This is a genomic window from Sorangiineae bacterium MSr12523, assembly GCA_037157775.1.
Lineage (GTDB): Bacteria > Myxococcota_A > Polyangia > Polyangiales > Polyangiaceae > Pendulispora > Pendulispora brunnea.
Window position 1 is genome coordinate 11,745,135 of the sequence record CP089982.1, and the last position, 26,035, is coordinate 11,771,169.

Annotated in this window: 2 protein-coding genes (1 of these 2 running past the window's edge); both read right to left on the bottom strand. The window is 69.6% G+C overall.

What is annotated here, in order from left to right:
- On the bottom strand, window positions 1–5,339 hold the beginning of the coding sequence (locus tag LZC95_46430; protein WXA93880.1) for a non-ribosomal peptide synthase/polyketide synthase. Its footprint begins 16,399 nt before the window's first position; the window shows 5,339 of its 21,738 coding nt (coding positions 1–5,339); it begins with the start codon at window positions 5,337–5,339; its stop codon lies off the left edge, out of view.
- Window positions 5,336–26,023, bottom strand: coding sequence for a non-ribosomal peptide synthase/polyketide synthase (locus tag LZC95_46435; protein ID WXA93881.1), 20,688 nt, complete (start codon window positions 26,021–26,023; stop codon window positions 5,336–5,338). The genes LZC95_46430 and LZC95_46435 overlap by 4 nt, the downstream gene beginning before the upstream one ends.
- Between the last annotated feature and the right edge of the window lie 12 nt (window positions 26,024–26,035).

Sequence of the window (26,035 nt, forward strand, 5' to 3'; positions counted from 1 at the left end):
ACGCCGAAGACGACACGGCGAAAGCTCCCGAACCGCCCCAGCACCAGCGCCCACGCGCCCTGCACCATCGTCCCGAGCGTCACCTTGTACCGCCGCGCCGCCACCCGCAGACGCTCGCTCTGCGCACCACCGAGGCTCACGGCGTGACGGTGAATCCCCGCCTCGACCCGATCGGGCCGGCCGAGCGCTTCGGTGAGCCGCCCTGCCGACTCCGTGTTTGCGAGCTCCGAACGCCACCACGACTCCCCGCTCGGCCGCGTCGAATACCACTCCACGAAACGGCGGAACGGCGCCGGCGCTTCGAAAGCCACCCCATCGCCCGTCACGCGCGCACGGTAATCGCGCACGATCTCGGCGAGCAGCCGCGCCGTGCTCCACCCATCGAAGATCGCGTGGTGGTTCGTCCACACCAAATCGAGCGCTCCGTCCGGCCGCAGAAACGTGTTCACGCGAAGAAGCGGCGCCTCGGCGAGCTCGAACCCTCGCGCCAAGTCGGCCGCGCGGAACGTCGCGAGCCGCGCTTCGTAATCGCGCTCGTTCTGCCAATCGTGCTCGGTGTACGGCAAGGCAACGTGACGCCGCACGGCCTGAAGCATCGCGCCGGACGGCATCCACTCGAACTGCGTGCGCAAAATGTCGTGCCGCGCGACCGCAGCCTCCCACGCTGCGCGCAGCGCCGCCGCATCGGTGCCGCGCGCCAAGGTTGCACGGCGTTGGTTGACGTACACCCCCTGGCCCGGCGCCAGCAAATCGTGAAAGACGAGCCCCTGCTGGATCGCGGTGGCCGGGTACACGTCCTCCACGTCGCACACAGCGGCATGGGCAAGGAGCTCGGCGAGACGTCGCTCGAAGTCGCCCGCGAGATGCACCACCGTGGCCTCGTCGACCGCCCCGGGCACATAACGCCAGTGCACGGCCAGAGCACCGCGCGTGACCATGGCGAGCACGTCGAGCGGGTGCGCCATCGTGCTCTCGGGATCGATGGCGTCGCCGGCCGACTCTTTGGCAAGGAAGAACCGCGAAGCTGTCGCCATGCCGGCGTCGACGCGCCCGAGGTAATTGAAGCTCACCGCCGCGCGCGGCAGCGCACGAACTTCCCGTTGGACCGCCTCGTCCGCGTGGTACGCGAGCACACCCCACGAGAGTCCCTTCTTGGGAACCGCGCGCAAGGCCTCCTTCACCGTCTTGAGCGCATCGCCCGGGCCGTCCGGCGGTGCGATCCACACCGGGAATCGCGTGGTGAACCAGCCGACGGTGCGGCTCGGATCGAGGCCGGCGGAAATGTCCTCGCGTCCATGACCTTCCACCTCGATGAGTGCCCCCGGCCGCTCGGCCCACGCAGCGAGTGTCTGCGCCAGCGCGGTGAGCAGCACCTCGTCGACCCGCATCCGGTACGCCTTCGGCGCGGCATCGAGAAGCCGCTGCGTGGCGGCTTCGTCCCACTGTCGAACGATCTCGCAACCAGCCGCCACCCTCGTGTCGGTCGCCTCGCCGAAGGGCAGCTTGGCATCGATGCCGCCGAGCACGGCGCGCCAGTACGGCAGTGCATCGAGCGCCTCGTCGCTTTTCGCGTACACCGCGAGCTCCGAAGCCCACGCACTCCAGGGCAGCGGGGCATCCGCCGTCCGCGGCAGCTCGCCCCGCACGGCATGCTCGTAGGCCTCGCCCAGCTCGTCGAGAAGGATGCGCCATGAAACGCCGTCGATGGCCAGGTGGTGCACCGCGAGGAGCAGACGGCCTTCATCGTCACCGGTTCGGAAATAGCCGGCTTTGAGCAGCGGCCCTCGTTCGAGGTTCAAGCTTCGCTGCACACGCTGCGCTTCGACCTCGAGCTCCCCGCCCGCGCGAAGATCGACGCACTCGAGCAGCGATGCCGTCTCCTCCGCGGCCACGTGCGACGTCCAGCGTCCCTCCGCCCGCGCGAACCGCAGACGAAGAGCATCGTGCCGCACCACCAGCGCGCGCAACGCCACCTCGAGGGCCGGCGCCTCGAGCTCTCCGCGCACGCCGAGCAGGACGGACTGGTTCCAATGATCGCGTCCCTCTGGGTTTCGCTCGAAAAACCGGCTCTGGATCGGCGTCAGCGGAATCGCGCCCCGCACCTCACCGCGAGCCTCGAGCGCCTCCGCCACCGCACGTGCCAGCTCCGCGAGGCCGTCGATGCGTGGGTGGGCGAAAAGGTCCTTCGCCGTGAACACCAGGCCCGCCTTGCGGGCGAGCGCGACGACCTGCAACGTGAGGATCGATTCGCCGCCCAGGGCGAAGAAGTCGTCGGTCACGCCGAAGTCGCGACGCCCGAGCACGCGCTGCCACACGTCGAGAAGGGCCTCCTCTTTCTCGTTCCGTGGGGCCACGCGCTCTTCGAGCACCACCTCGTCGCGAGGCTCGGGGAGTGCGGCGCGATCGATCTTTCCGTTCGCGGTGAGGGGCAGGGCCGCGAGCACGGTGATGACCGCCGGCACCATGTACGCGGGCAGCTCGGCGCCGAGAGCGCGCTGGATGGCCTCCGCACCGAGACCCTCGCCGGCCACGTAACCGAGCAGGCGCATGCGGCCGCGCGCATCGGGACGCGCGATCACGGCGGCATCGCGAACGCCCGGAAGTTCGCGCAAACGAGAGGCGATCTCCTGCGGCTCGACGCGGTAGCCGCGGATCTTCACCTGGTCGTCGAAGCGCCCGAGGAACTCGACCTCGCCGTTGGCAAGATGCCGTGCCTTGTCGCCTGTGCGATAGAGACGGCTGCCCGCTCGACCCCGTGCATCGGGCACGAAGCGCTCCGCAGTCAGCCCGGGGCGCCCCAGGTAACCGCGCGCCACGCTTTCGCCACCGATGCAGATCTCGCCCACCGCACCGCGCGGGCTCGGCTCGCCGTCGCCATCGAGCACGTACACGCGCGCGTGTGCGAGCGGCCGGCCCAATGGAAGCGCCGGCCGCGATGTCTCGGCGCCGTCGTGCGTGAGCACCCCCACCGTCGTCTCCGTGGGGCCGTAGTGGTTCATCACGTGGCACGCGGGCCTGAGCGCAGCGATGCGCGCTGCAAGCTCGGCGCCCGCCGTCTCGCCGCCCAGCACCAGGCAGCGCGCCGGTACGACGCCTTGGGCATCGCTCGCCTCGAGCAGGGCCGACAGATGGCTCGGCACGATCTTCAAGGCATCGATGCGGTGCTCGCGCATGTACGCCGCGAACCGATCCGGATCCATCGCGCGCGCCTCGTCGAGGATGTGCAAGGTAAAACCACAGAACAGCGCGCCGAAGAGCACCGTGTGCCCCAGATCCGCGGACGGCGTCGAGGCGTACGCCGCGCTGGCGATGCCCGCGGGCAAACGCAACGCGAGCGACTGCACGTACGCCGCGAGCGCGCCATGGCTCACCACGACCCCTTTCGGACGACCCGTGGTGCCCGAGGTATAAATGACGTATGCCGCTTGCTCGGCCCGTGGGGACACCATCGAGACCGCCGCGTACCCTTCTGCGTCGGGCGCCACGACCGCGATGCCCTCGGGCGCCCATGTCGCGTCGCTCACCAGAACGCGCGCCCCGCAGTCGCCGAGCTGCCACGCGAGCCGCTCCTCGGGCAGGCTCGGATCGAGCGGCACGTACGCGCCACCCGCACGCCACACGGCAAGAATGCCCGCGACGAGCTCCACCGAGCGCGGAAGGCACAACGCGACGGTGCTCTCGCGACCTACGCCCAGCTCGACGAACTTCGACGCCAGACGGCCCGCCCACACCCACAGCTCGCCCCACGAGAAGGTACGTCCCTCGTGCACGAGCGCGGGTTCGGCGGTGCGGGTACGCGCGAGCTCGGCCACGCGCGCGAGCACGTTGCCCTCCCACGTGAGGCCTTCGCCCCAGGCCTCGGCCGCGCACGGAAGCTCGACGCGCTCGACATTTGCCTCGGGTTGTTCGACCACGGCCGCGAGCAACGCTGCGTAGTGTTCGGCGATTTGCTCGATGGTGGCCACGTCGAACGCGCCGCGCGAGTAGTCGAACACCAGGCGGAATGCCCCCGCCGATTCGGTGACGTTGAGCGACAGTGCGAACTTCGCATCGCCCGCTTCCAGCGCGTGCGGAACCACGGTGAGGCCGGGAAGCCCGGAGAGGACGCGCTCGTCGAGCTCCTCCATGTTGAAGGTCACGTCGAAGAGCTTCGCGCCGGCGCTGCGATCCCCCAGCGCGCTCTCGAGCCTTGAGAGCGGCACGTCTTGGTTCGCCCGAGCCTCGAGCACCCGCGCGCGCACCTGCTCCAGCAGCGAAGCGAACGTCGCGCCGGGCGCCACATCGATGCGCACCACCAGCGTGTTCACGAAGAAGCCGATGACCCCGTGCGTCTCCCGCCGCTCGCGGCCTGAAACCGGCACACCGATGCGCACATCGCGCGCCCCGCCGAGGCGAGACAGCAAGGAAGCCCAAAGGGCCAGCAACGTCATGAACGGCGTCACCCCGCGCGCGCGGGCCATCGTGCGCACCGCCTCGGCGCGCGTTCCCGTCAAGGTGGCGACGATCTGCGCGCCCTCGCGCGCACCGCCATTTTCCACGCGGTCGAAGGGGAGCTTCGACGTCGAGGGACCGCCCAGGCGCTCGCGCCAATACGCGAGCTGCGCATCGATTGCGCCCTCGCCGAGCCACTCGCGCTGCCAGATGCTGAAGTCCGTGTAGCCAATGGCCGGTGGCGGAAGCTGCGATGCGCGCCCTTCGCGCGCCGCACCGTAGAACTCGACGAACTCGGACAACAGAATGCGCAGCGACCACCCGTCGCAGACGATGTGGTGCACCGCCAGCAAGAGCACGTGCGCCTCGTCGCCAAGCCGCACCAGCTCCGCGCGCAACAGCGGCCCGCGCGCCAGATCGAACGGCGCCCGCGCGCGTTCGCGCAGAATGCGCCCGAGCTCGTCCTCGGCCGACGCCACGCCGCGCAGATCGTGCGTTCCCCATGCGAAGACCGGCTGTGCGCGCACGCGTTGGTGCGGCTGGCCGTCCGCTTCGTCGAAGAAGGTGCGCAAGGCCTCGTGGCGCGCGACGACGCCCTCGAGGGCTGCATGAACGGCGGCGGCATCGAGCTCGCCTTCGAGACGCACGGCCCCCGCGACGTTGTACGCGTCGCTCGCGGGCTCGAGCTTCCAAAGGAACCAGAGGCGCTCCTGTCCGTGCGACAACGGGAGATCCCCTGGGCGGGACGCGAGGCGGACGATGGGCAGGCGCGACGGCGAAATCGCGTTCTCCTCGAGGCGGGCCCGGAATGCGGCCCGCTTTTCGGCGGGCAGCGCAGCGTAGCGTTCCGAAAGGCGGTGAAACTCGTCGCTTGTATTCTGCAACTTGGGGACTCCGGGGATCGTCATGTCAGGGAATCGAGCCAATCGTTCATGAGGGCGACGGCGCCATCGTCCGCCGCGTGAGCTTCATCCAGGTGCTTCGCGAGATCGCGTACGGCCGGGTGCTGGAAGACGGCGGCCACTTCGACATGCCGCCCCATGGCCTCGGAGAGCCGCGCGGCCACGCGCACTGCCGCGAGTGAGTCGCCACCCAGGTGGAAGAAGTCGCTCTCGGCGAAGGCCTGCGTCAGCCCCAACACCGCGGAGAAGGCCTCCGCCACACGGTTCTCCATCGGCGTGCGCGGGACGGTACGGGCGCCCAACTCGTCGTAGCCCGGCTCGGGAAGCGCCGACCGATCGAGCTTGCCGTTGGTCGTGAGCGGCAGCGCGTCGAGCAGCACGAACGCCGCCGGAACCATGTGCCCGGGCAAGCGCGACGCAGCATGGCCGCGCAGCGACGCCTGGGTCAGCGCGCCATCGGGTACGGCGTAGGCAACGAGGCGCGGGCCGCGTTCGCCGTCCGAACGCACGACGACCACCGCCTCGCGAACTTGGAGGTGCGCCCGCAAGGTGGCCTCGATCTCGCCGAGCTCGATGCGATAACCGCGGATCTTCACCTGCGCGTCGGCGCGGCCGATGTACTCGATGTCGCCGTCGGCGAGGCGGCGCGCGCGGTCGCCCGATGCATACAGGCGACGGCCGCCGCCGCGCGGATCGGGGACGAAGCGCGAGGCCGTCAGGCCGGGGCGTCCCTGGTATGCGCGGGCAAGGCCGGCGCCTCCCACGTAGAGCTCCCCGATGCCGTTGACCGGCACCGTGTTCATGGCCTCGTCGAGCACGTACAGCTCGAGATCGTCGATGGGTGCGCCGATGAGGCTGCGCGCCCTGGCCGGCTCGAGATCCGCCGGGGCGAAGACGCGATGGGTGACGTGCACGGTGGTCTCGGTGATGCCGTACATGTTCACGAGGCGGGGCAGGCTTTCGCCGCGGGCCTGCGCCCAAGGCGCGAGCAGCGCGGGGTCCAACTTTTCGCCGCCAAAGATGACCGCACGCAGGTCGCGCAGCGGGTGCTCCGCCTGGCGATCGATGTGCATGAGCGGCACGAACGCCGAGGGCGTCTGGTTCAACACCGTGACGCGCTCCTCGGCGAGGAGGCGGTGGAACGCGCTGGGATCGCGCGTGGTCGCATAGGGGACGACCACGAGGCGGCCGCCATGGACCAGCGGGCCGAAGATCTCCCAGACGGAGAAGTCGAACGACGGCGAGTGAAACAGCGTCCACACGTCGGCCGGGCCAAAGCCGAAGTGGACCGCGGTCGCGTCGAACAAGCGCGCCACGTTCGCGTGCGTGATGCCGACTCCCTTGGGGTGCCCCGTGGAGCCGGAGGTGTAGATGACGTAGGCAAGCTGCTCCCGGTGCACCGGTACGTGCCAACCCGCGTCGTCGGTCGCGTGGGGCAGGTTCGAGGCGTCGATGGTGTCGAGGCTCTCCCACTCGGCCGAGGGTGCGTCGAGCACGACGCGGCGGATGCCGGCGTCCCGGACGGTGTCGGCCAGGCGCTCGCGTGGGTAACGCGGATCGAGCGGAACGTACGCGCCGCCGGCCTTGAGAATGCCGAGAATCGCCGCCACCACCGCGGGCGATCGATCGATGCACACGCCCACCGGTTCCTCACGGCTTACCCCGAGCGCGAGCAGCCGCCGCCCGATGCGGGTCGACCACGCATCGAGCTCGCGGTACGTCCAGCGTTGGCCCTCGAAGACCAGCGCCACGGCATCGGGCCGCAACGCAACCTGCCGCGCGAACCGCGCAGGAACGGACTCGAACGGGTGCACGGCCACCACGGGCGCAGGGGCCTCGACGTGCAACGCCATCTCGCCGATGCGGAGCTCGACGTCGGCAGCAGCGGCCTCGAGGATGGCCGCGTAGTCTTCGAGCAGGCGCGCCACGGTGACCTCGTCGAAGAGATCCACCGCATAGCCAAAGGACAGCGTCAGACGGCCGCGCGAGGACGCTGCATCGAGCATCAGGTCGAAGGCGACGTCGCCGGTGCGCGCCGGAACGGGCGAGACGCGCAGACCGGCGAGCTCCGGTACGATGCCGTCGTCCTCTTCGTAATTGAAGGTGACACGGAAGAGCGGCGTCTGGCCCAAGTTGCGCTCGGGCCGCAAGGCATCCACCACGCGGGCGAAGGGAACGTCTTGGTTCGCCAGGGCCGACGCCATTTCCGCGCGCACCTCGCGCAGAAGGTCGCCGAAGGGCATGGCCGCCCGAAGCACCGCGCGGTGAACGACGGTGTTCACGAAGAAGCCGATGAGCGGCTCCGTTTCCACGTGCCCGCGCCCCGTGACGGGGATGCCCACGCGAATGTCGCGCTCGCCCGCGTAGCGGTGAAGCAGCACATCGAACGCCGCGAGAAGCACGACGAAGCGGGTCACGCCGGCCCGGCGCGCCAAGGCATCGATCGCGTGAACGCGCTCCGGATCGAGCTCGCGCGCGACACGCGCCCCATGCGGGCTCCGCGGACCGCGCCGCGGCCGATCCGCGGGAAGCTCGAGCGCGGGATGCTCGCTGCCAAGGTGCTCACGCCAATGCGCGAGCTTTTGCACCATCGCGGCTTCGTTCGCGGTATCCCGCTCCCAGAGCGCGTAGTCGGCGTATTGGATCGGCAGGGGCGCGAGCTCCGCACCTCGGTAAGCCGCCGCCAGCTCGGCGAGGAACCGATCGACCGAGGCACCGTCGGAGACGATGTGGTGCATCGCGAGCACGAGCACGTGGTCGCCCGGGGCGCGCTTCGCTAGCTCGACGCGAAAGAGCGGGCCGCGCTCCAGATCGAACGGGCGCGCGAGCGCATCGGGGCTCGGCTCGCCATCGCGCTCGACCCATTCGAAATCGGGCGACTCGGAGACGATTTGAACCGGCGTCCCATCGGGGCCGGCCTGAAACCGGGTTCGCAGGCTTTCGTGGCGCGCCACGATTGCCGTGAGCGCATCGCGCAGGGCAGGCACGTCGAGATCGCCCTCCAGGCGAAGCGCACCGCCCACGGTGTAGGCCGCGCTGTCGGGTTCGAGCTTCCAAAGGAACCAAAGACGCTCTTGCGCAAAGGACAGCGGGATCGCGCCCGGGCGATCCCGGCGGGGCGCCATCGCGTGCACCGAGCCCGTGGTGCGATCGAGCGATGCGGCCAAGTCCGCGAGGACCGGGTGCTCGAAGATGGCGCGCAGCGGCAGGTCCCGCTGGAGATCGCGCCGAATGCGGGCGACGAGCCGCACCGCGGAAATCGAGTGGCCGCCGGCGGCGAAAAAGTCGTCCCGTGCCGAGACCTTCTCGGTCCCGAGCACCTCGGCCCATAGCTTGGCCAGCGTCACCTCCGTATCGGTGCGCGGTGCGACGAACGCCTCGCGCGCGTCGACATCCGGAAGCGCACCGCGCGCAATCTTCCCATTGAGGGTCATGGGAAGCGCCGCGAGCGGCACCAGGACCGATGGCACCATGATCGACGGAAGCTTCCGAGCCAGCGCCGCGCGCAATGCCTGCGGTTCCGCGTGCCCGGTGACGTAGCCCACGAGGCGCGCACGATCGCCGGCATCTTTCACGACGACGACGGCGTCGACCACGCCGGGCTGCGCGCGCAAGGCGGATTCAATCTCGCCAAGCTCGATGCGGTGACCGCGCAGCTTCACCTGAAGATCGAGCCGACCGAGGAACTCCGCGGTACCGTCCGCACGCAGCCGGCATCGGTCACCCGTGCGGTACGAGCGCCCGCCGCCGGCAGACGGTGTGAAACGCTCCGCGGTCATGCCGGGGCGGCCAAGGTAGCCGCGTGCCAGGTTCGTTCCTCCGATGCAAACCTCTCCCACACCGCCCACCGGCACCGGCTCACCGCGCGCATCGAGCACGCGGAGCACGGTGTCGTGAAGCGGCTCGCCCAAGGTGATGCGCTGCCCCGGCTCGAGCCGTGCTGCGCTCGACCAGATCGTCGTCTCCGTCGGGCCGTACATGTTCCAGAGGGTGACGCCCCGTTCGAGCAACGCGCGCGCGAGATCCTCGGGCAACGCCTCGCCGCCCGAGAGGGCCACGAGCTTCGCGGCGCCGCGCCATCCCGCATCCACCAAGGTGCGCCAGGTCGTCGGGGTGGCCTGCATCACGGTGGCGCCGCTGCTGCCGAGCAACGCTGCCAACGCAGCGCCATCGACCAGGGCCTCACGGGGTGCCATCTCCACGCGTGCGCCGGTGATCAGCGGCAGGTAAATCTCGAGCGCGGAAATGTCGAACGACGGCGACGTCACGCTGAGCCACACGTCGTCGGGCGTGAGTCCGGGTCGTTGCCCGGTGCTGGCGAGGAATCGATCGAGCGCTTCGTGGCTGACGGCTACGCCCTTTGGTGCACCCGTCGATCCGGACGTGTACAGCACGTACGCGGTCTGCGCGGGATGCAGAGCGCGCCTTTCGACGGGCGCGCCGGCCGTGCCCTCTTCGTCCTCGACGAGCACGACGCGACGGGCTGCCAAGAGCGCGGCCAAGTTTGCCGCGCTCGCCCGATCGGCCACGACGGTGCCGATGCGCGCATCCTCCAGCATGTACGCCAGCCGCTCCACCGGGTACGACGGATCGAGCGGAACATAGGCGGCGCCCGACGCGAGCACGCCCAAGAGCGCCACCGGAAGCGCCACGCCACGCTCGACGCATAGGCCAATGCGCTCTTCAGGGACCGCGCCGGCGAGGCGATGCGCGATGCGTGAGGACCAGGCGACGAGGCGCGCGTACGTCAGGTGCACGCCTGCGCAGCTCACCGCCACCGCATCGGGCTTTCGCACCGCCTGCACGGACACGCGCGCGGGCACGGCCTGGAATGCGTAGCCCGTAAGCTCCGTTGCGGTGGTCGGGATCGATTCGAGCCGCACATCGCGGACCCGCGCGTCATCGTGGGCGAGCTGCTCGAGTACCCGTGCGAGGTGCGCTGCGAGCCGTTCGACGACGGGGCGATCGAGCGAGCCTCCCTGCCATGCCCACGTGACCTCGAGCGAGGCGCCGGAGGTCACCGACAGGGTCAGCGGATAGTGCGTTCGATCGTCCAGGGAGGCGCCCTCGAAGACGAGATCGCCCGAGGACTGCGCGGCCTCGTGCAGCGGGTAATTCTCGAAGACGAGCAACGTATCGAACAGCGCCGCACCGGAGCGGCCGGCCCAACGCTGAAGTTCGTGAAGCGGGGTGTGCTCGTGCTGCGCGAGCTCGATCATCGCATCCTGCACCTCGCGCAGCCACACCGGGACGGGCGTGGCATCGGGCACGGTGATGGGCACGGGCAGCGTGTTGATGAACAGCCCGAGCATCGCCTCCACACCGGGCAGCTCGGCGGGGCGCCCTGCGACGGCCGTACCGAAGATGACGTTGGCGTTGTCCGCATGGCGGCTCAACACGAGCGCCCACGCGGCCTGCACCACCGTGTTCAAGGTGACGCGATGGCGCCGCGCGAAGGCCACGATGCGAGCGGTGAGCGCCGTGTCGAGCCGCTGCTCGTGGCGTCCTGGCTCGTGACGGTCTCTCGTGCCCAGGCCATCGAGAAGCCCCGCCGCGTCCCCCACGCCCGCGAGCTTCGCGCGCCACCATGCCTCGTCCGCGGCGCCAAGCTGACGAAGCCATGCCACATATTGCCGGAACGGAGGCGGCGGCTGCGCGGGCGGTGCACCGCGGTATTCCGCGATGACCTCGCCGAAGAGCCGCGCCACGCTCCATCCATCGAGCAGCACGTGGTGCGAGGTCCACACGAAATGGTGCACGCCCGCATCCGCCCCCGCCGTCAGACACGCCCGCATCAGCGGCGCCCGCCCCAGATCCATCGAGGCGGGGTCCTCGTTCCATGGAAGCTCCGCATGCCGGTGCACGATCTGCAGCGCCTCGCCGCCGTGCCGCCACTCGAAGTGCGTGCGCAAGATCGGATGCCGCGAAACGGCCGCCTGCCAGGCCGCACGGAAGGCTTCATGGTTCAGCGGACCACGAATGGTCACGCGCAGCTCGTTGGTGTACGCCGCCGGATCGAGCAGCGTGTGGAAGAGAAGCCCCTGCTGCAGCGGCGTGGCCGGGTAGATGTCCTCCACGTTGGCGAGATCGAGCCCGAGCGCATCCAACTCGGCCTTCCCGATGCCTGCGAGCGGAAAATCCGCGGCACTGGTCAGTACGCCCGACGTCGCAGCATGGGACACCAGCGCGCGCAGCGCCGCATCGAAACGCGAAACGATGGCGTCCGCGGACGCGAGGCGCTCGGGATCGTAGCGGAAACTCACTTGGAGCACGCCGCCGGCCACGAGCGCGTTCACCTCGAGCGGGTGCGGAAGGCGGCTCGATGCCGCCACCGCGGGCCCGTAGCCTTCTTCCGCACGGGCAAAGGGCCCCTCGGCGAACTCGAATTGCCCGAGGTAGTTGAAGTTCACGTCCGGGCGCGGGAGCGCGCGCATTGCTTCGCGGGTCGCCGGGTCGGCGCCATAGCGCAAGAGACCGAAGTGCATGCCGCGATGGGGCACCGCGCGGAGTCGCTCTTTGACGACGCGCAGGGCGGCCGTTTGCTCCGCGGGCGCCTCGAACCACACGGGGTACTGTGTGGTGAACCAGCCGAGGGTGCGGCTCGCATCCACGCCGTCGAGGACGTCCTCGCGACCGTGACCTTCGAGGTCCACGAGCAACCCTGCCCCGGGCTCTGCGAGCGTGCGCACCAGGGCCGTGATCAGCACTTCGTCGACCCGCATGCGGTAGACGCGCGCGGCGACGTCGAGCAAGCGACGCGTCCAGACCGCGTCGAGCTCGAGGTTCGTCTCGACGCTCGCCCCGACAGTCCCGGCCTTGGAAAACCGGGTTCCCGAGGCGCGCGCGAGCGACGTCTGCCAAAACGGGATTTCGCTCGTCACCTGCGCGCGGCCCGCATACTCCGCGAGGGCCTTCGCCCAAGCGCTCCACGGTGTGCTCGATGCCGGCAGCGCGATGGCTTCTCCACGCGCGGCCTGGCGATACGCCGTCGCCAGCTCGTCCAGGAGCACGCGCCAAGAAACGCCGTCCACCGCCAAGTGGTGCACGACGATCAACAGGCGCCCCTCGCGCTCGCCCACGTGGAAATAGCCGGCGCGCAGCAGCGGGCCGCTCTGCAGGTTCAGGCTTTTCTGCAAGCGCTCGCCCTCGGCCTCGAGGCGCGCGGTCCAGTGGGTCTCGTGGCGAAGATCGCACACCGAGACGCGCGTGTGCCGATCCTCCGGCGTGACGCGCTGGTGCCAGACGCCGTCGTGCACGTGAAAGCGCAGACGGAGCGCGTCGTGGCGCGCAACCAGCGTGTCGAAGGCTCGCTCGAGGGCGGCGGGCGAGAGGTCTTCGGTCGTGCGAAGGAGGACAGCTTGGTTGTAGTGCGACTCGCCGGCGGGGTGCTCCTCGAAGAACCACGCTTGGATCGGCGTCAGGGGGAGCGCATCGTGGATTTCACGGTGCTCGGCTTCGCGTGCACGGCCGGCGGCCAGCGCGAGCTCGGCGATGGTCGGATGCTCGAGCACCAGCTTGGGGGTAAGGCCGATGCCGAGTTCGCGCGCGCGGGCGACGACGCGAAGGCTCGCAATGGAGTCGCCCTCCAGCGCGAAGAAGTCATCGGTGACGCCAATGTCGGTCCGCTGCAAGACGTCGCACCAAATGGCCACGAGCTGCCGCTCAATCTCGGTGCGCGGTGCAACGGTCGCGTGCCCGTCGCGGATTTCCGGCTCGGGCAATGCGTCGCGGTCCACCTTTCCATTGGGGCGCAGGGGCAGCGATGGCAGGGCCACGATCGCCGAGGGCACCATGTACGGTGGAAGGCTGTCTTTCAAAGAGCGGATCACGGCCTCCGTGTCAGAGGTTCCCGTGACGTAGCCAACGAGGCGACGACGCTCGCCCGAGCCCCGAACGAGGGCGGCGGCCTCGCGCACATCGGGGATGCGACGAAGGGCGGATTCGACTTCGCCGAGCTCGATGCGGTGGCCGCGCAGTTTGATCTGGTCGTCGCGGCGACCGAGGAACTCGAAGGCGCCGTCCTCGAGCACGCGGCAGATGTCGCCGGTGCGGTAGACGCGCGCTCCGGGGACGAAGGGGTCCGGTACGAACGCGGCGGCGGTGGCACCGGCGCGTTCGAGGTAGCCACGCGCCAGTGTGTCGCCTCCGACGCAGAGTTCTCCGATGCCGAAGAGAGGGACTGGGCCGCCGTCGGCGTCGAGCACGTAGATGCGGCGGCTCGCGTGGGCTCGGCCGATGGGGACCACCGCGCGGGTGGCGTCGGCGGTGGTGGTTTCGTGCACGGTGCACGTCACCGTGATTTCCGTCGGGCCATAGCCGTTCGTCAGCCGCACCGAGCCGAGTGCGCTGGCCCGCCACCGTTGGAGCATGTCCGGGGTGACGGCTTCGCCGCCAATGAGCATTACGCGCAACGCGGGGAGCGGTTCGCGCATGTGCGCGATGGCTTGCGCCCAGTACGCCGTCGATAGGTTCAACACCGTCACGCGCTCCGCTGCGAGCACGTCGTGGAGTGTGGGCCAGTCGGGCACGGAGGGTCCGCGCACGACGATGCGGGCGCCGGCGGCCAGTGACGGGAAGATTTGTTCGACTGACGTGTCGAAGTTGATCGTCGCGAACTGATACACCGTGTCGCGGGAGTCGATGCCGTACGTCGCCAGGAAATCCGCCGTGTGCAGGGCAAGGGCGCGGTGGGTGATGCCCACGGCTTTCGGCTCGCCGGTGGAGCCCGAGGTGAACATCACGTACGCGAGTTCGTCCGGGTGCACCTCGGTGAACATGGGGGCGTCGGAGACGCCGTCGAGGTCCAGCTCGGCGAGGATGCGGTGGACGGCGCCCGCCTGCACCATCGCGCGCAGCCGCTCCTCGGGGTAGCTCGGGTCGAGCGGCACGTACGCGCCGCCCGCTTTCCAGATCCCCAGGCATGCCGCCACCATCGTCACCGAGCGCTCGACCCGCACGCCAATGCGCTCGCCCTTCGCGCTTCCTAGCTTGCGCGCAATGCGGTTTGCCAGCGCATCGAGCTGCGCATACGTCAGCCGCTCGCCGTCGCAGGAGACAGCTTCCGCGTGCGGTTGCAGCTGTACGCGTTCGGCAATTTGTCGCGGAAGCAACGGGCCACCCCCCGCCAGCCGGCCGGAGGCCGGCGTACCGCCGCCGAGACGGCGGCGCTCCATACCGCCGGCCTCCGGCCGGCTGTGCATCCCCTGTGGCCGAATCTCATCGAGAATGCACGCTCCCTCGCTCGCGAGCTGCTCGAGAATGGTCGTGTAGCCATCCGCCATGGCCAGCACGCGCGAGCGCGGTACCTTGTGCGGATCCCACGACCACACGATGGCGATGTCATCGCCGCGCGGGATCACGGTGAGCGTCAGTGGATAATGCGTGCGATCCACGACCTGAACACGCTCGATCGAGAGGCCCGTGCCGCTGGCGAGCGGCGTCTCGCCCACGGGGTAGTTCTCGAACACCACGATGCTGTCGAACAACGCATCGCCCGTTCGATGCACCCAATGTTGCAGCTCGTGCAGCGGCGTGTGCTCGTAAGCCGCCAGCTCGGTCGCGTCGCGCTGAAGACCTTGCAGCCATGCGCAAACGGACATGTCGCCGGGTAAATCGACCACCACCGGCAGCGTGTTGATGAACAACCCGAACATGCGTTCGACCCCATCGAGCTCCGGCGGCCGCCCGGAAACGGTGGCTCCAAAAAGCGCCTGCCGAGCGCCGCCCATCCTCCCGAGCACCAGCGCCCACGCCGCCTGCACCAGCGTATTCAGCGTGATCTGGTTCCGCCGTGCCGCTTCACGCATGCGCCGGGCGAGCGAGGCATCCAGGCGCCCTTCGATGGGGCCGGGGTCTTCCCCTCCCAAGGTCGACCGCTGCAGAATCGTCGATACACTCGCCGGGTCGACGACATCGCGGAACTTCGCCTCCCAGTAGACGCGCGGGCTCGGGCACGCTTGCAGCCACACCACGTAATCGCGGTACGGAACGGGCGGCGGCAGCTCGATCAAGCGTCCCGCGCGTCGTGCCGCGTACTCCGCGAAAATTTCGCCGAACAACCGCTGCGCACTCCAGCCATCGGAGAGCGCGTGGTGACTCGTACGGACCAAGTCATACGCACCGTCCGGCCGCCGGAAAAGGTGAATGCGCAACAACGGGGCGGTGTCCATTGCGAAACCGCGCGCGAGATCGGCCTCGCAGAACGAGGCGAGGCGTGCCTCGTAGCCGTGCGTCTCGGACCAATCGTGCTCGACGAAAGGAAGCGCCACCTCGCGGTGAACCACCTGCAGCGCCTGGCCGCCGTGCCGAAACTCGAAGTGCGTGCGCAGCATGTCGTGCCGCGCCACCGCGGACGCCCATGCCGCACGGAAGGCGCCCACGTCGAGCGGACCACGCAACGTCACACGGAGCTGGTTGATGTACGCGCTACGCGACGGGTCCACCAGGCTCTCGAAGACGAGCCCCTGTTGAACCGGCGTCGCCGGGTAGATGTCCTGCACCTCGGCGAGCGGCAGCTTCATCGCCTCGAGCGAGGCTTGCGTGAGCCGCGCAAGCGGAAAGTCGGACGCCGTCCACACCGGCTCCGCAGACGCTGCGCACTCGACCAGCGCGCGCAACCTCGCCTCGAACGCCGCAACCAGCCCGCGCACGACGTCCTCGCCGATCGCCGCTGGACTGAACCGCCAGCTCACACGCAGCGAGCCCTCGCGCACCATCGCATTGAGATCGAGCGCACGCCCCATCTCGGTGGCGGGATCGATCGCATCCCCCGCGAACTCGTCGGCCAGCGCGAAAAGTCCTCCGACCTGGCCCTCGAATCGGCCAAGGTAATTGAAGCCGATGCCCGGCTGCGGCACCGCGAGGTGCGCCGTATCGAGCAAGCCCCAGTGGAGCCCCTTGTGCGGAACCGCGCGGAGCCGCTCTTTTGCATCGACGAGAGCGGCGGCGGAGTCGCCTGCGGCCTCCAGCCAAACGGGGTAACGTGTGGTGAACCACCCGAGGGTGCGGCTGATGTCGACCCCCGCGATCGCGTCCTCGCGACCATGGCCTTCCAGATCGACGAGCGCCCCGGCGTCGCCGGTATGCGCGGCCATTGTCTGGACGAGGGCCGTGAGCATCACTTCGTCGGCGCGCATCCGATACGCGCGCGGCGCGGCATCGAGAAGGCGCTGCGTCTCGGCGGCGTTCAATGTCCACACGATCTCGCGGCTCGCACCGTACGTCCGATCGACGCGGGCGCCTTCCATGTGGCGCGGAAAGGGCGTGGCCAAAGAGAGGTGACGGCTCCACCAGGCAAGCTCGGAGGTGACCGCGTCGCCCGTCGCGTATTCGCGCAGACGCGATGCCCAGAGGCTCCACGGCGTGGTCGGCGCCGGCAGCTCGGGTGCGGAACCTTGCGCGATCGCCGGATAGGCGCGCGCGAGCTCCTCGAGCAGGATGCGCCAGGATACGCCGTCCACCGCGAGGTGGTGCACGACGAGGAGAAGGCGGCGCTCGCCGTTCGGCAGGCGGAAGTAGCCCGCGCGCAGCAGCGGCCCGTGCTGCAGGTCCAGACTTCGCTGGAGGCGATCTCCCTCGGTGGCCAGCTGCGCGAGATCGCGGAGCTCGACGACCTCGGAAAGGGTGTTCGTCTCGTGCTCGGCGACACGCTGGGTCCAAGCCGCCCCTTTGCGGGTGAAACGCAGGCGCAGCGCATCGTGCCGCGCGGCGAGGATGGCCAACGTTTGCTCCAGGGCCTCCGGCTGGACCTCGCCATGGACGCGCAGAAGGACCGACTGGTTCCAGTGCGCGGGGCCGGCCGGATGCCGCTCGAAGAAGCGCGCTTGAATCGGGGTAAGAGGGATGTCGCCGCGCGGTACCTCGTATGGCTCGGCGTGGTTTGCTCGACGTGCGACGCGTGCGCACGATGCAATGGTCGGGTGCTCGAAGAGCTGCTTCGGCGTGAGCTTCCACCCCGCCTCGCGGGCGCGGGAGATGATTTGGAGGCTCAGGATCGAGTCACCGCCCAGGTCGAAAAAGCTCTCCGTGATACCGATGGATTCGCGCTTCAGGACGGCCTGCCAGATTGTCTGCAAGGTCGCCTCGAGCTCCGTGCGCGGGGCTACATGCTCCGCGGTTTCCAGCTCGGGCTCGGGCAGCGCACGGCGATTCACCTTGCCGTTCGGCAACAGCGGCCATGCGGCCAACACCACGTAGGCCGACGGGACCATGTACGACGGCAGCTTTTGCTCCGCCGCGGCGCGCAGTGCTTCCACGCTTGCATTGCCCGTCGCATACCCCACCAGACGCCGCGACTCCCCTTCCCCTTTCACCTCCGCCACCGCATCCGTCACGCCCGCGCACCCGCGCAGCGCCGACTCGATTTCTCCCAGTTCGATCCGGTACCCACGCAGTTTGATCTGCGCGTCCGCTCGACCCAGAAACTCGATGACCCCGTCCGCGCGCTCTCGGCACACGTCCCCGCTTCGGTACAACCGGCCACCCACCGCGTGCGGATCCGGAACGAACCGCTCCGCCGTCAGCCCCGGCCGCTCCAGGTACCCTCGCGCCACGCTCGCTCCGCCGATGCACAGCTCCCCCACCCCGCCAGCCGGCACCGCATTTCCCCATCGGTCCATCACGTACGACGTTCGCCCGGGGAAAGCCTGCCCGATCGGCACGATCGTCTCGCCCCCATCCTCCCTCTGGGTCCGGTGACGGTGCGATGCCACCGTCGTTTCCGTCGGGCCATACAGGTTGTCCAGCTTCACCGCCGACAGCGGACCCGCGAACCACTGCTGAAGCGCGCCGCCGGCCAGCCCCTCGCCTCCCACCGTCACCTGCCGCAGCTTCGGCAGCGCCTCCGGAAGCCGATGCACCCACTGCTGCCAATACGCCGTCGACACTCGCGCGAACGTCACGCCTTGCTCACGCAACGTCGTCGTCAGCTGCTCCAGCTCCCACGCGTCCTTCCCTCGCATCACCGAGCGCCCGCCGCGCGTCAACACAGGCAGCAGCTCGTGCAGCGACACGTCGAAGTTGATCGTCGACGAGAACAACACACGGTCTTCCGGCCCAATCCCGTACGTCCCCACGAAGTCGTCCACGTGCAGGCTCAGCGACCGGTGGCTCACCCCCACGCCCTTCGGTCGTCCCGTCGACCCCGACGTGTAGATCACGTACGCCAACTGCTCCGGGTGCGGCGTCGGCCACTCCCCATCTGCGGCCTCCCTTTCCACCTCGTCGATCCGCACCACCTCCGCATCGGCAAAACGCCCCGCCGTCGACGCGTCGCACACCACCACGCGAACCCCGCTCAGCATCTCCCGCAGGCGCTCCTCCGGGTACGTCGGATCCAGCGGCACGAACGCTCCGCCCGATTTCCACACCCCCAAAAGCCCCGCCACCAATCCCGCCGAGCGCTCCACGCACAATCCCACGAGCTCGTCGCGTTTTACACCGCGCTTCGCCAGCGCATACCCCACCCGATTCGACCACGTCTCCAATGCGCCGTAGCGCGTGACGACGCCCTCGCAGAAGATCGCCTCGGCCTCGGCGTTCGCGCGGGCGGTGCGAGCGATGCGCTCTTGAATCGCATCGAAGGTATAGACGGGCAGCGGCTGCGCCCGCACTTCGCCAAGGGCCAATTCACCCAGGCGCTGGTTCCCGCCTTCTGCGATCCGAGACAAAACCTCCACGTAGCGCGCGGCGAGGCGTTCGACCCACGCGCGCTCGATTCGCTCGCCGTCCCACTCCCACTCGAGCTCGAGGTCCCGATGCGGATAGACCGTCAAGGTCAGCGGGTAGTGCGTGCGGTCCATCGTGGTGACGTTCTCGATGGCCAGCCCGGCGGCGCGCGTGCCAAGGACGTCGAAGATCGGATGGTTCTCGTACACCAGCACGCTGTCGAAGAGCGGATCGCCTGTGCGGCCGGCCCACTTCTGCACGTCGGCGGCCCGCGTATCCTCGTGCTCGCGCAAGCTCATGGCGCGCTGTTGCACGGTGCGCAGCCATGCATCGAGGCTCACCTCGGGCGACGTCTCCAGGCACATGGGCAGCGTGTTGATGAACAAGCCCACCATGCGCTCCACGCCCGGGAGCTCGGCAGGACGGCCTGCCACCGTAACGCCAAACACGGCTTGCGCCCGGTCCGCGTGGCGCGCGAGCACGATGGCCCATGCGGCTTGCAACAGCGTGTTCACGGTAACCCGCGCGCGGGCAGCCGCCGACTTGAGCGCACCCGAGAGGGAGGCGCCGGGCGCACGGCGCAGGTGGTGCGTCCCCGGCTCCCGGAGTCGAACGCGACCGAATCCCGCGCCCACCGTGGCCGGCGCATCCCATCGCGCGAGCTCGGCACGCCACCACGCTTCGCCGCTCGGACGCCCCTGAAGCCACGCCACGTAGCGACGGTACGGAGGCGCCGGCTCCCTCGGCACCTCGCCCTGCGATGCATGATCCTCGAGGACCTCGGCCACGATGCGCGACGCACTCCACCCATCGAGCAGCGCGTGGTGGTACGTCCACACCAGATCATAGCCACCGTCGGGGCGCACCAACCCCGTGATGCGCATCAGCGGGGCCGCCCCCAGATCGAACCCACGCGCAACGTCGGCGGCGCGGACCTCCGCGACGAGCGTCGCGTACGCATCCATCGAAAGATGCGACGCGTCTCGCTCCTCGTAGGGCAACGAGACCTCACGGTGCACGGTCTGCAAGGCACCTCCCTGGGGCTGCCACGCAAACGACGTTCGCAACACGTCGTGCCGTACGACCGCCGCCTCCCAGGCCTTGCGCAACGAGGTTCGATCGAGCTCACCCCGCAACGTGAGGCAGCCCTGCGAGACGTAGACCCCGCCCGACTCCTCGAAGGCGTCGTGGAAAAGCAGCCCCTCTTGCACCGGTGTCGCCGGATACACGTCCGCCGAGTTCTCGCTCGGAGCTGCCGCCGCACCCTCGCACGGCGCTGCCGCCGCGGCGAGTTCGGCCACCGTCGGATGCTCGAACACCTGTCGCGCCGAAATGGAAAGCCCCGCATCACGCGCCCGCGCGACCAGCTGCAGGCTCAGGATCGAGTCGCCGCCCAGCGCGAAAAAGTCGTCCCCCGTGCCCAGGTCGTCGCGCCCCAGCACACGCTTCCAGATCGCGAGCAGCACCTCTTCGCGCTCCGTGCGCGGCGATGCCGCATCCACCGCGCGGGCCATTTCCGGTGCCGGCAACGCGCGGCGATCCAGCTTGCCGTTCGGCGAACGCGGGAACGACGCCAGGGGCACGAGCACCTGCGGGACCATGTGCGCCGGGAGCACCCGTGCGAGCGCGCGGCGCATCACGTCGGGCTCTTCGCCGCCCACCACGTACGCCGCCAGAAAGCGGCGCTCGCCCTCGCCGTGGAGCATGGCCACCGCGTCCTTCACGCCCGCGAGCGCGCGCAGCGAGCTCTCGATCTCGCCGAGTTCGATCCGGTAGCCGCGCAGCTTCACCTGGTCGTCGAACCGTCCGAGAAACTCCAGGGTTCCGTCCATGCGGCGCCGGCAACGATCGCCGGTTCGGTACACGCGCCCGCCAGCCGCCACGCCGGAGCGTGCAGGCTCCGGTGCGAAGCGGAGCGCGGTCTGCAAAGGCTGACCCGCGTAGCCGCGGGCGAGGCTCGCGCCACCGAGGCATAGCTCGCCGATGCCGCCCGGCGGGACCTCGTTGCCGTCGGGGTCGAGCACGTATGCGCGGCGGCCGGTGAAGCTTTTTCCGATGGGCACCATCGCATCGCGCACGTCGTCCGCGCACGTCGCGTGTGCCGATGTGGAGACGGCGCACTCCGTGGGGCCGTAGCAGTTGTCCAACCGCACCGAGCCAAACGAGCTCGCGCGCCAGCGGCCGACGGCGTCGCCGGCAAGCGCCTCCCCGCCGACGCGCACGCGACGCAGCGATGCGGGCGGCTGCGGCGGCAGATGGTGCAGCCACTGCTGCCAGTACCCGGTGGCCAGAAAGGCGAGCGAAACGCGCTCGCGTTCCAACGTCGCATTCAGCTCGGCCCAACTCCAAATCTCGGGCCCGCGCATGACCAAACGCGCCCCCGCGGCGAGCGCGGGGAAAATCTGCTCCACGGCCGCGTCGAAGCTGATCGTCGAAAATTGAAGCACCACGTCGCGCGGCCCCAGCTCGAAGGCCTCGGTGTAGTCGTCGACGTGCAGCGCCAGGGCGCGATGGGAAATCTCTACGCCCTTCGGCCGGCCGCTCGAGCCCGACGTGAACATCACGTACGCAAGCTGCTCCGGGTGCACCGAAGCGCGGCGCCCCGTCTCCTCATCACCGTCGGCGTCCGTCACGGAAACGAGGAGCCGGCCTTCGAGCACCTCGCGAAGGCTCTGCGCGCTTGCCGCATCGGCGACCACGCACCGCACGTGTGCATCGTCGAGCATGGCCCGCAGCCGCTCCACCGGGTACGTCGGATCCAGCGGAACGAACGCCGCCCCCGCCTGCTGGATGCCGAGCATCCCGGCCACGACGGCCACGGAGCGCCCCACGCATAGACCGACCCGTTCCTCCGCGCGCACGCCGGCGGCCTCGAGCCGTGCCGCAATGCGATGCGACCACGCCCCGAGACGCTGGTAGTCGATGGATGCTCCTTCGCAGGTCACGGCCACGGCGTCGCCTTGCTCGCGAACGCGGTCGGCGAAGCGATCGAGCACGCTGCGAAAGGGCTGCTCCGTCGAGGTCTCGGTGACGCTCGTCAAGCGAAAGCCACCCGGGTGCGTCCCTGCATCGGCCGACGCCTGCTCGAGCAACGCCACGTAGTCGCCAAGCACCTGCTCGGCCACGCCGCCGTCGTACCGGCCCGCGCGGTACTCGAGTGAAAGCGCCAGCGCATCCCCTGACTCGCGCGCGTGCAAGGTCCAATCGAACGGAGCCCCTGCTTCGAGCTGCTCGATCGCCACATCGAGGCCCGGAAGGCGCACCGACTCGATGTCCGGCGGCACGTGGTTGAACACCACGTCGAAGAACGGCGCCGCGCCGTGGCGGCGCTCCGGCTGCAACGCAGCCACCACCCGCTCGAAGGGCACATCCTGGTTCGCCCGCTCTTGCGCCGCGCGCGAACGCACGTGCGCGAGCACCTCCGCGAATGTCGCCGCCGGCGGCACGGTCGCGCGATGCACCACCGTGTTGACGAAGTAGCCCACGAGCCCCTCGGTCTCGGCGCGCCCTCGTCCGGCGGTGGCGACGCCGACGACGACCTCGCGCTCGCCGCTGTAGCGATGGAGAAGCACATCGAGCGCGGTCAGCAGCACCACGGACAACGTCACACCCTCGCGTTGCGCCAGGTGACGCACGGCGGACATCGCCTCGGCCGGCACCATGCGGAGCGCCCGGCCCATCGCATCGCCCTGCTCGAACGACGACCGCCGCCCCGGCGCCTCCGTCGGGCGAACCTCCGCGAGCGCATCACGCCAGTACGCGAGCTGCGCCTCGTGCGCGGCCGCGCGCTCCCACACCGCGTAGTCACCGAACTGGATCGGCAACGCCTCGAGCGGCGCCGCGGTTCCATCCCGCTCGGCCGTGTAGAAAGCTGCGAGCTCGCGCCAGATCGTCGCCACGGACCACCCATCCGCCGCGATGTGGTGCACCGCGAGCACGAGCACATGCTCCTCGGGCGCGAGCCGCACCAAGGCCGCCCGCGTCACCGGACCGCGCTGCAGATCGAACGGCCCCGCGATGGCCGCCTGGACCGCCTCCAAGCCCGCGTCGTGCTCTTCCCATGGCAGCGGCGCGTCCTCCGCGGGCTGCTGCCATGGCACGCCGTCGACCTCTTCGAACCGCGCCCGCAGCACCTCGTGCCGATCGAGCAGCAGCCCGAACGCGGCGCGCAGTGCGTCCACGTCCAGCGACCCCGTGAGCCGCACCGTCGCGCTCAGGGTATACGCCGTGCTCGCGGGACGGAGCTTCCAGAGAAACCACAGCGCCTGCTGCCCGTGCGAAAGCGGGGCGCGCACTTCGGCGCGCCGCAAAATCGGCTGCCTCCGCGGCGTCGATGGCGCCTCGATGCGCGCGGCCTGCGCGGCGATGGTGCGTGCCTCGAAGACCGCCTCCATCGGAAGATCTGCGGGAAAGAGGCCCTGGATGCGCGCGAGCAACCGCGCCGCACGCAGCGAGTCGCCACCCGCTTCGAAAAAGTCATCGTGCACGCCGGGGTTGCGCACGCCGAGGATCTCGCTCCATAGGCTCGCCAGGGCATGCTCCGTCGACGTACGCGGCGGCACGCGCGCCGCTTGCGCGGGCTCCTTCTCGGGACGGTACACGGCGAGCGGCGCGATCGCGCCCGCGTGCCACTCGGGAACGCAGGCCGAGCGGCGCAGTTTTCCGCTCGACGTCCGCGGCAAGGTCCCCGGGCGAAGAAGCAGCCCGAGCTCCACGGGCATCTGGTGCTCGCCCGAAATGGCGCGCGCAATCGCACGCAGAATTTCCTCCGCCCCGCGCGATGCTACCTGCGCCGGACTCGCCTCCACCGCGAAGCCGATGCCCTCGACCCCGTCCACCACGAAGGGAAACACCGAGGCGCGCCCTTTGCGAACACTGGGCACGCGCTCGTGGATCGTCTGCTCGATGTCCTGCGGGTACACGTTCTGCCCCCACACGACGAGCGTGTCCTTCACGCGCCCATTGACGAAAAGGCGTCCGCGCTGCACGAAGCCCAAGTCGCCCGTGCGCAGGAAGCGCTCCTCCGAGCCATCCTCGTGCACCACGGTGTGAAACATCGCGGCGGTCGCCTCGGCATTCTGCCAATAGCCGCCGGTGACGCTCGGACCCGAGACCCAAATTTCGCCGGTGCTCCCCTCGTCGCATTCATGCCCGGTCACCGGATCGGAAATGCGCACGCGATGGCCTTGCACCACGGGCCCGCACTCGACGAGCGATCCGCCCAGTGGAAGCGGCGCCGCACGCATCCCCGAGCCCGCCGGCGACACGGACACCACCAAGGTAGCTTCCGCGAGACCGTACGCCGGTGCCAGCGCGCGCGCTGCGAAGCCGCAGGGCTCGAAGCGTTGCGCGAAGGCCTCCAATGTTGCCGCGCGAATGGGCTCCGCGCCGCAGAACGCCACGCGCCAGCGACGCAGATCGAGGCCGGCCAGCACTGCGTCCTTCGCGCGGTCGACGCAGAGCTGGTAGGCGAAGTTCGGACCGCCTCCGACCGTGCCTCCGTATTCCGTGATGGCCTTCAACCAGAGCATGGGGCTCTGCATCACCCGATGCGGCGACATGAAGACGAACGGGATGCCCGCATGCACGGAGCAGAGCATCGTCCCGATGAGCCCCATGTCGTGGAACAACGGCAGCCAGCTCACCATCACGTCGTCCGGCCCGAGGGCCATCCCGACGGTGAGGGCCGTGCAGTTGGCCATCAGGTTCGCATGGCTGACCATGACGCCCTTGGGCGAGCCGGTGGAGCCCGAGGTGTACTGCAAGAAGGCCGTCGACGCCGGATCGCGCGCCGGAGGCTCCCACGCACTCAGCGCCGGCACATCGCTGCGCACCACCACCGTGCGCGCGCCCTCCAGCAGCGCGGGCTCGAAGTTCGCGAGGTGCGCTTCGCTTGCCGCGTCCACCAGCAGCAGCCGCGGACGCGCATCGCGCACCATGCCCACGAGCCGCTGGAAATGCTGCGCATTGCCGCGGGTCGGCGGGTAAGCCGGAACCGCGATGATCCCCGCGTAGAAGCAGGCGAACATCGACACGACGTATTCGAGCCCGCTCGGCGCGAGGATCAGCGCGCGATCGCCCGGCTCGGCCTGCGCGAGCAGCGTCTCGGCCACACGGCGCGCGTGAGCGTCGAGCTCCGCGTACGTCAGCGGGATGGCCGGTCCTCCCGCATCCGGAATGAACCGCACCGCCACCCGGTCTGGCGTCGTGCGCGCGCGATCGCGCAGCACGCTGCCGAGATCCCGCGGCTCCGTCTTTCGGCGCTGCCGGAAGGGACACACCCCCACCTCGGGCGCGTTCACGTCGTCGATGAAGTACTGCCGCCACTCCAGGTTCGTCGGATCGCCGTACACGCCCATGTCGGGGTGGTGCGGAAAGCCATCCCATGCGAGCAGCCGCCGTCGCACCTCGGCGCGGGCCTCTTCGCCGATGGCCCGCTTGGTCACTTGGTCGATGAACACGGCCCGCGGCTGGAAGAGCATCACGATGCCCGGTCCCAGGTTGCGGCTGCGCCGGTTCTCGTACGACGGGCTGCACCCCACGACGAACATCTGCTGGCCGAACGCGGAAAACTCCCACGCCGGATCCGACGGATCCACGTCGAGCTCCAACTCGCCCGCGGTGTCGGCGTCGTGCAAATGCTGCAGCACCTTCCAGCAGAAGGTGCGGTACGCCGCGTGGTCCAGCGGCTCCTCGGTGGGTTCGAAGAACAGCGCGAAGTTGCTCCGCTGATGCTGCGGCATCCGCGACAGCTCGGAAAAATGCGCCGTCGTCGCCGCGAGGTGCGACCAATCGTCGCCGTTCACGAACGCGTAGAACATCTCGCCGCGGCGTTCCGCCGTGGTCCCGAAGAAGCAAGGAAACGCGGGATCGATGACGTTCTTGCGGAACGCTTCGTACGACCGCACGAACCACTCCGGCGGGTTCTCGATCCCCAGCCGTTCGCCGACGATCACACGGCTCGTCCAGGAACTCGGGGCGGGACTCCGCCTTCGCGGCGCGCCCTCTTTGGTGCTCATCGACATGATGGATGCCTT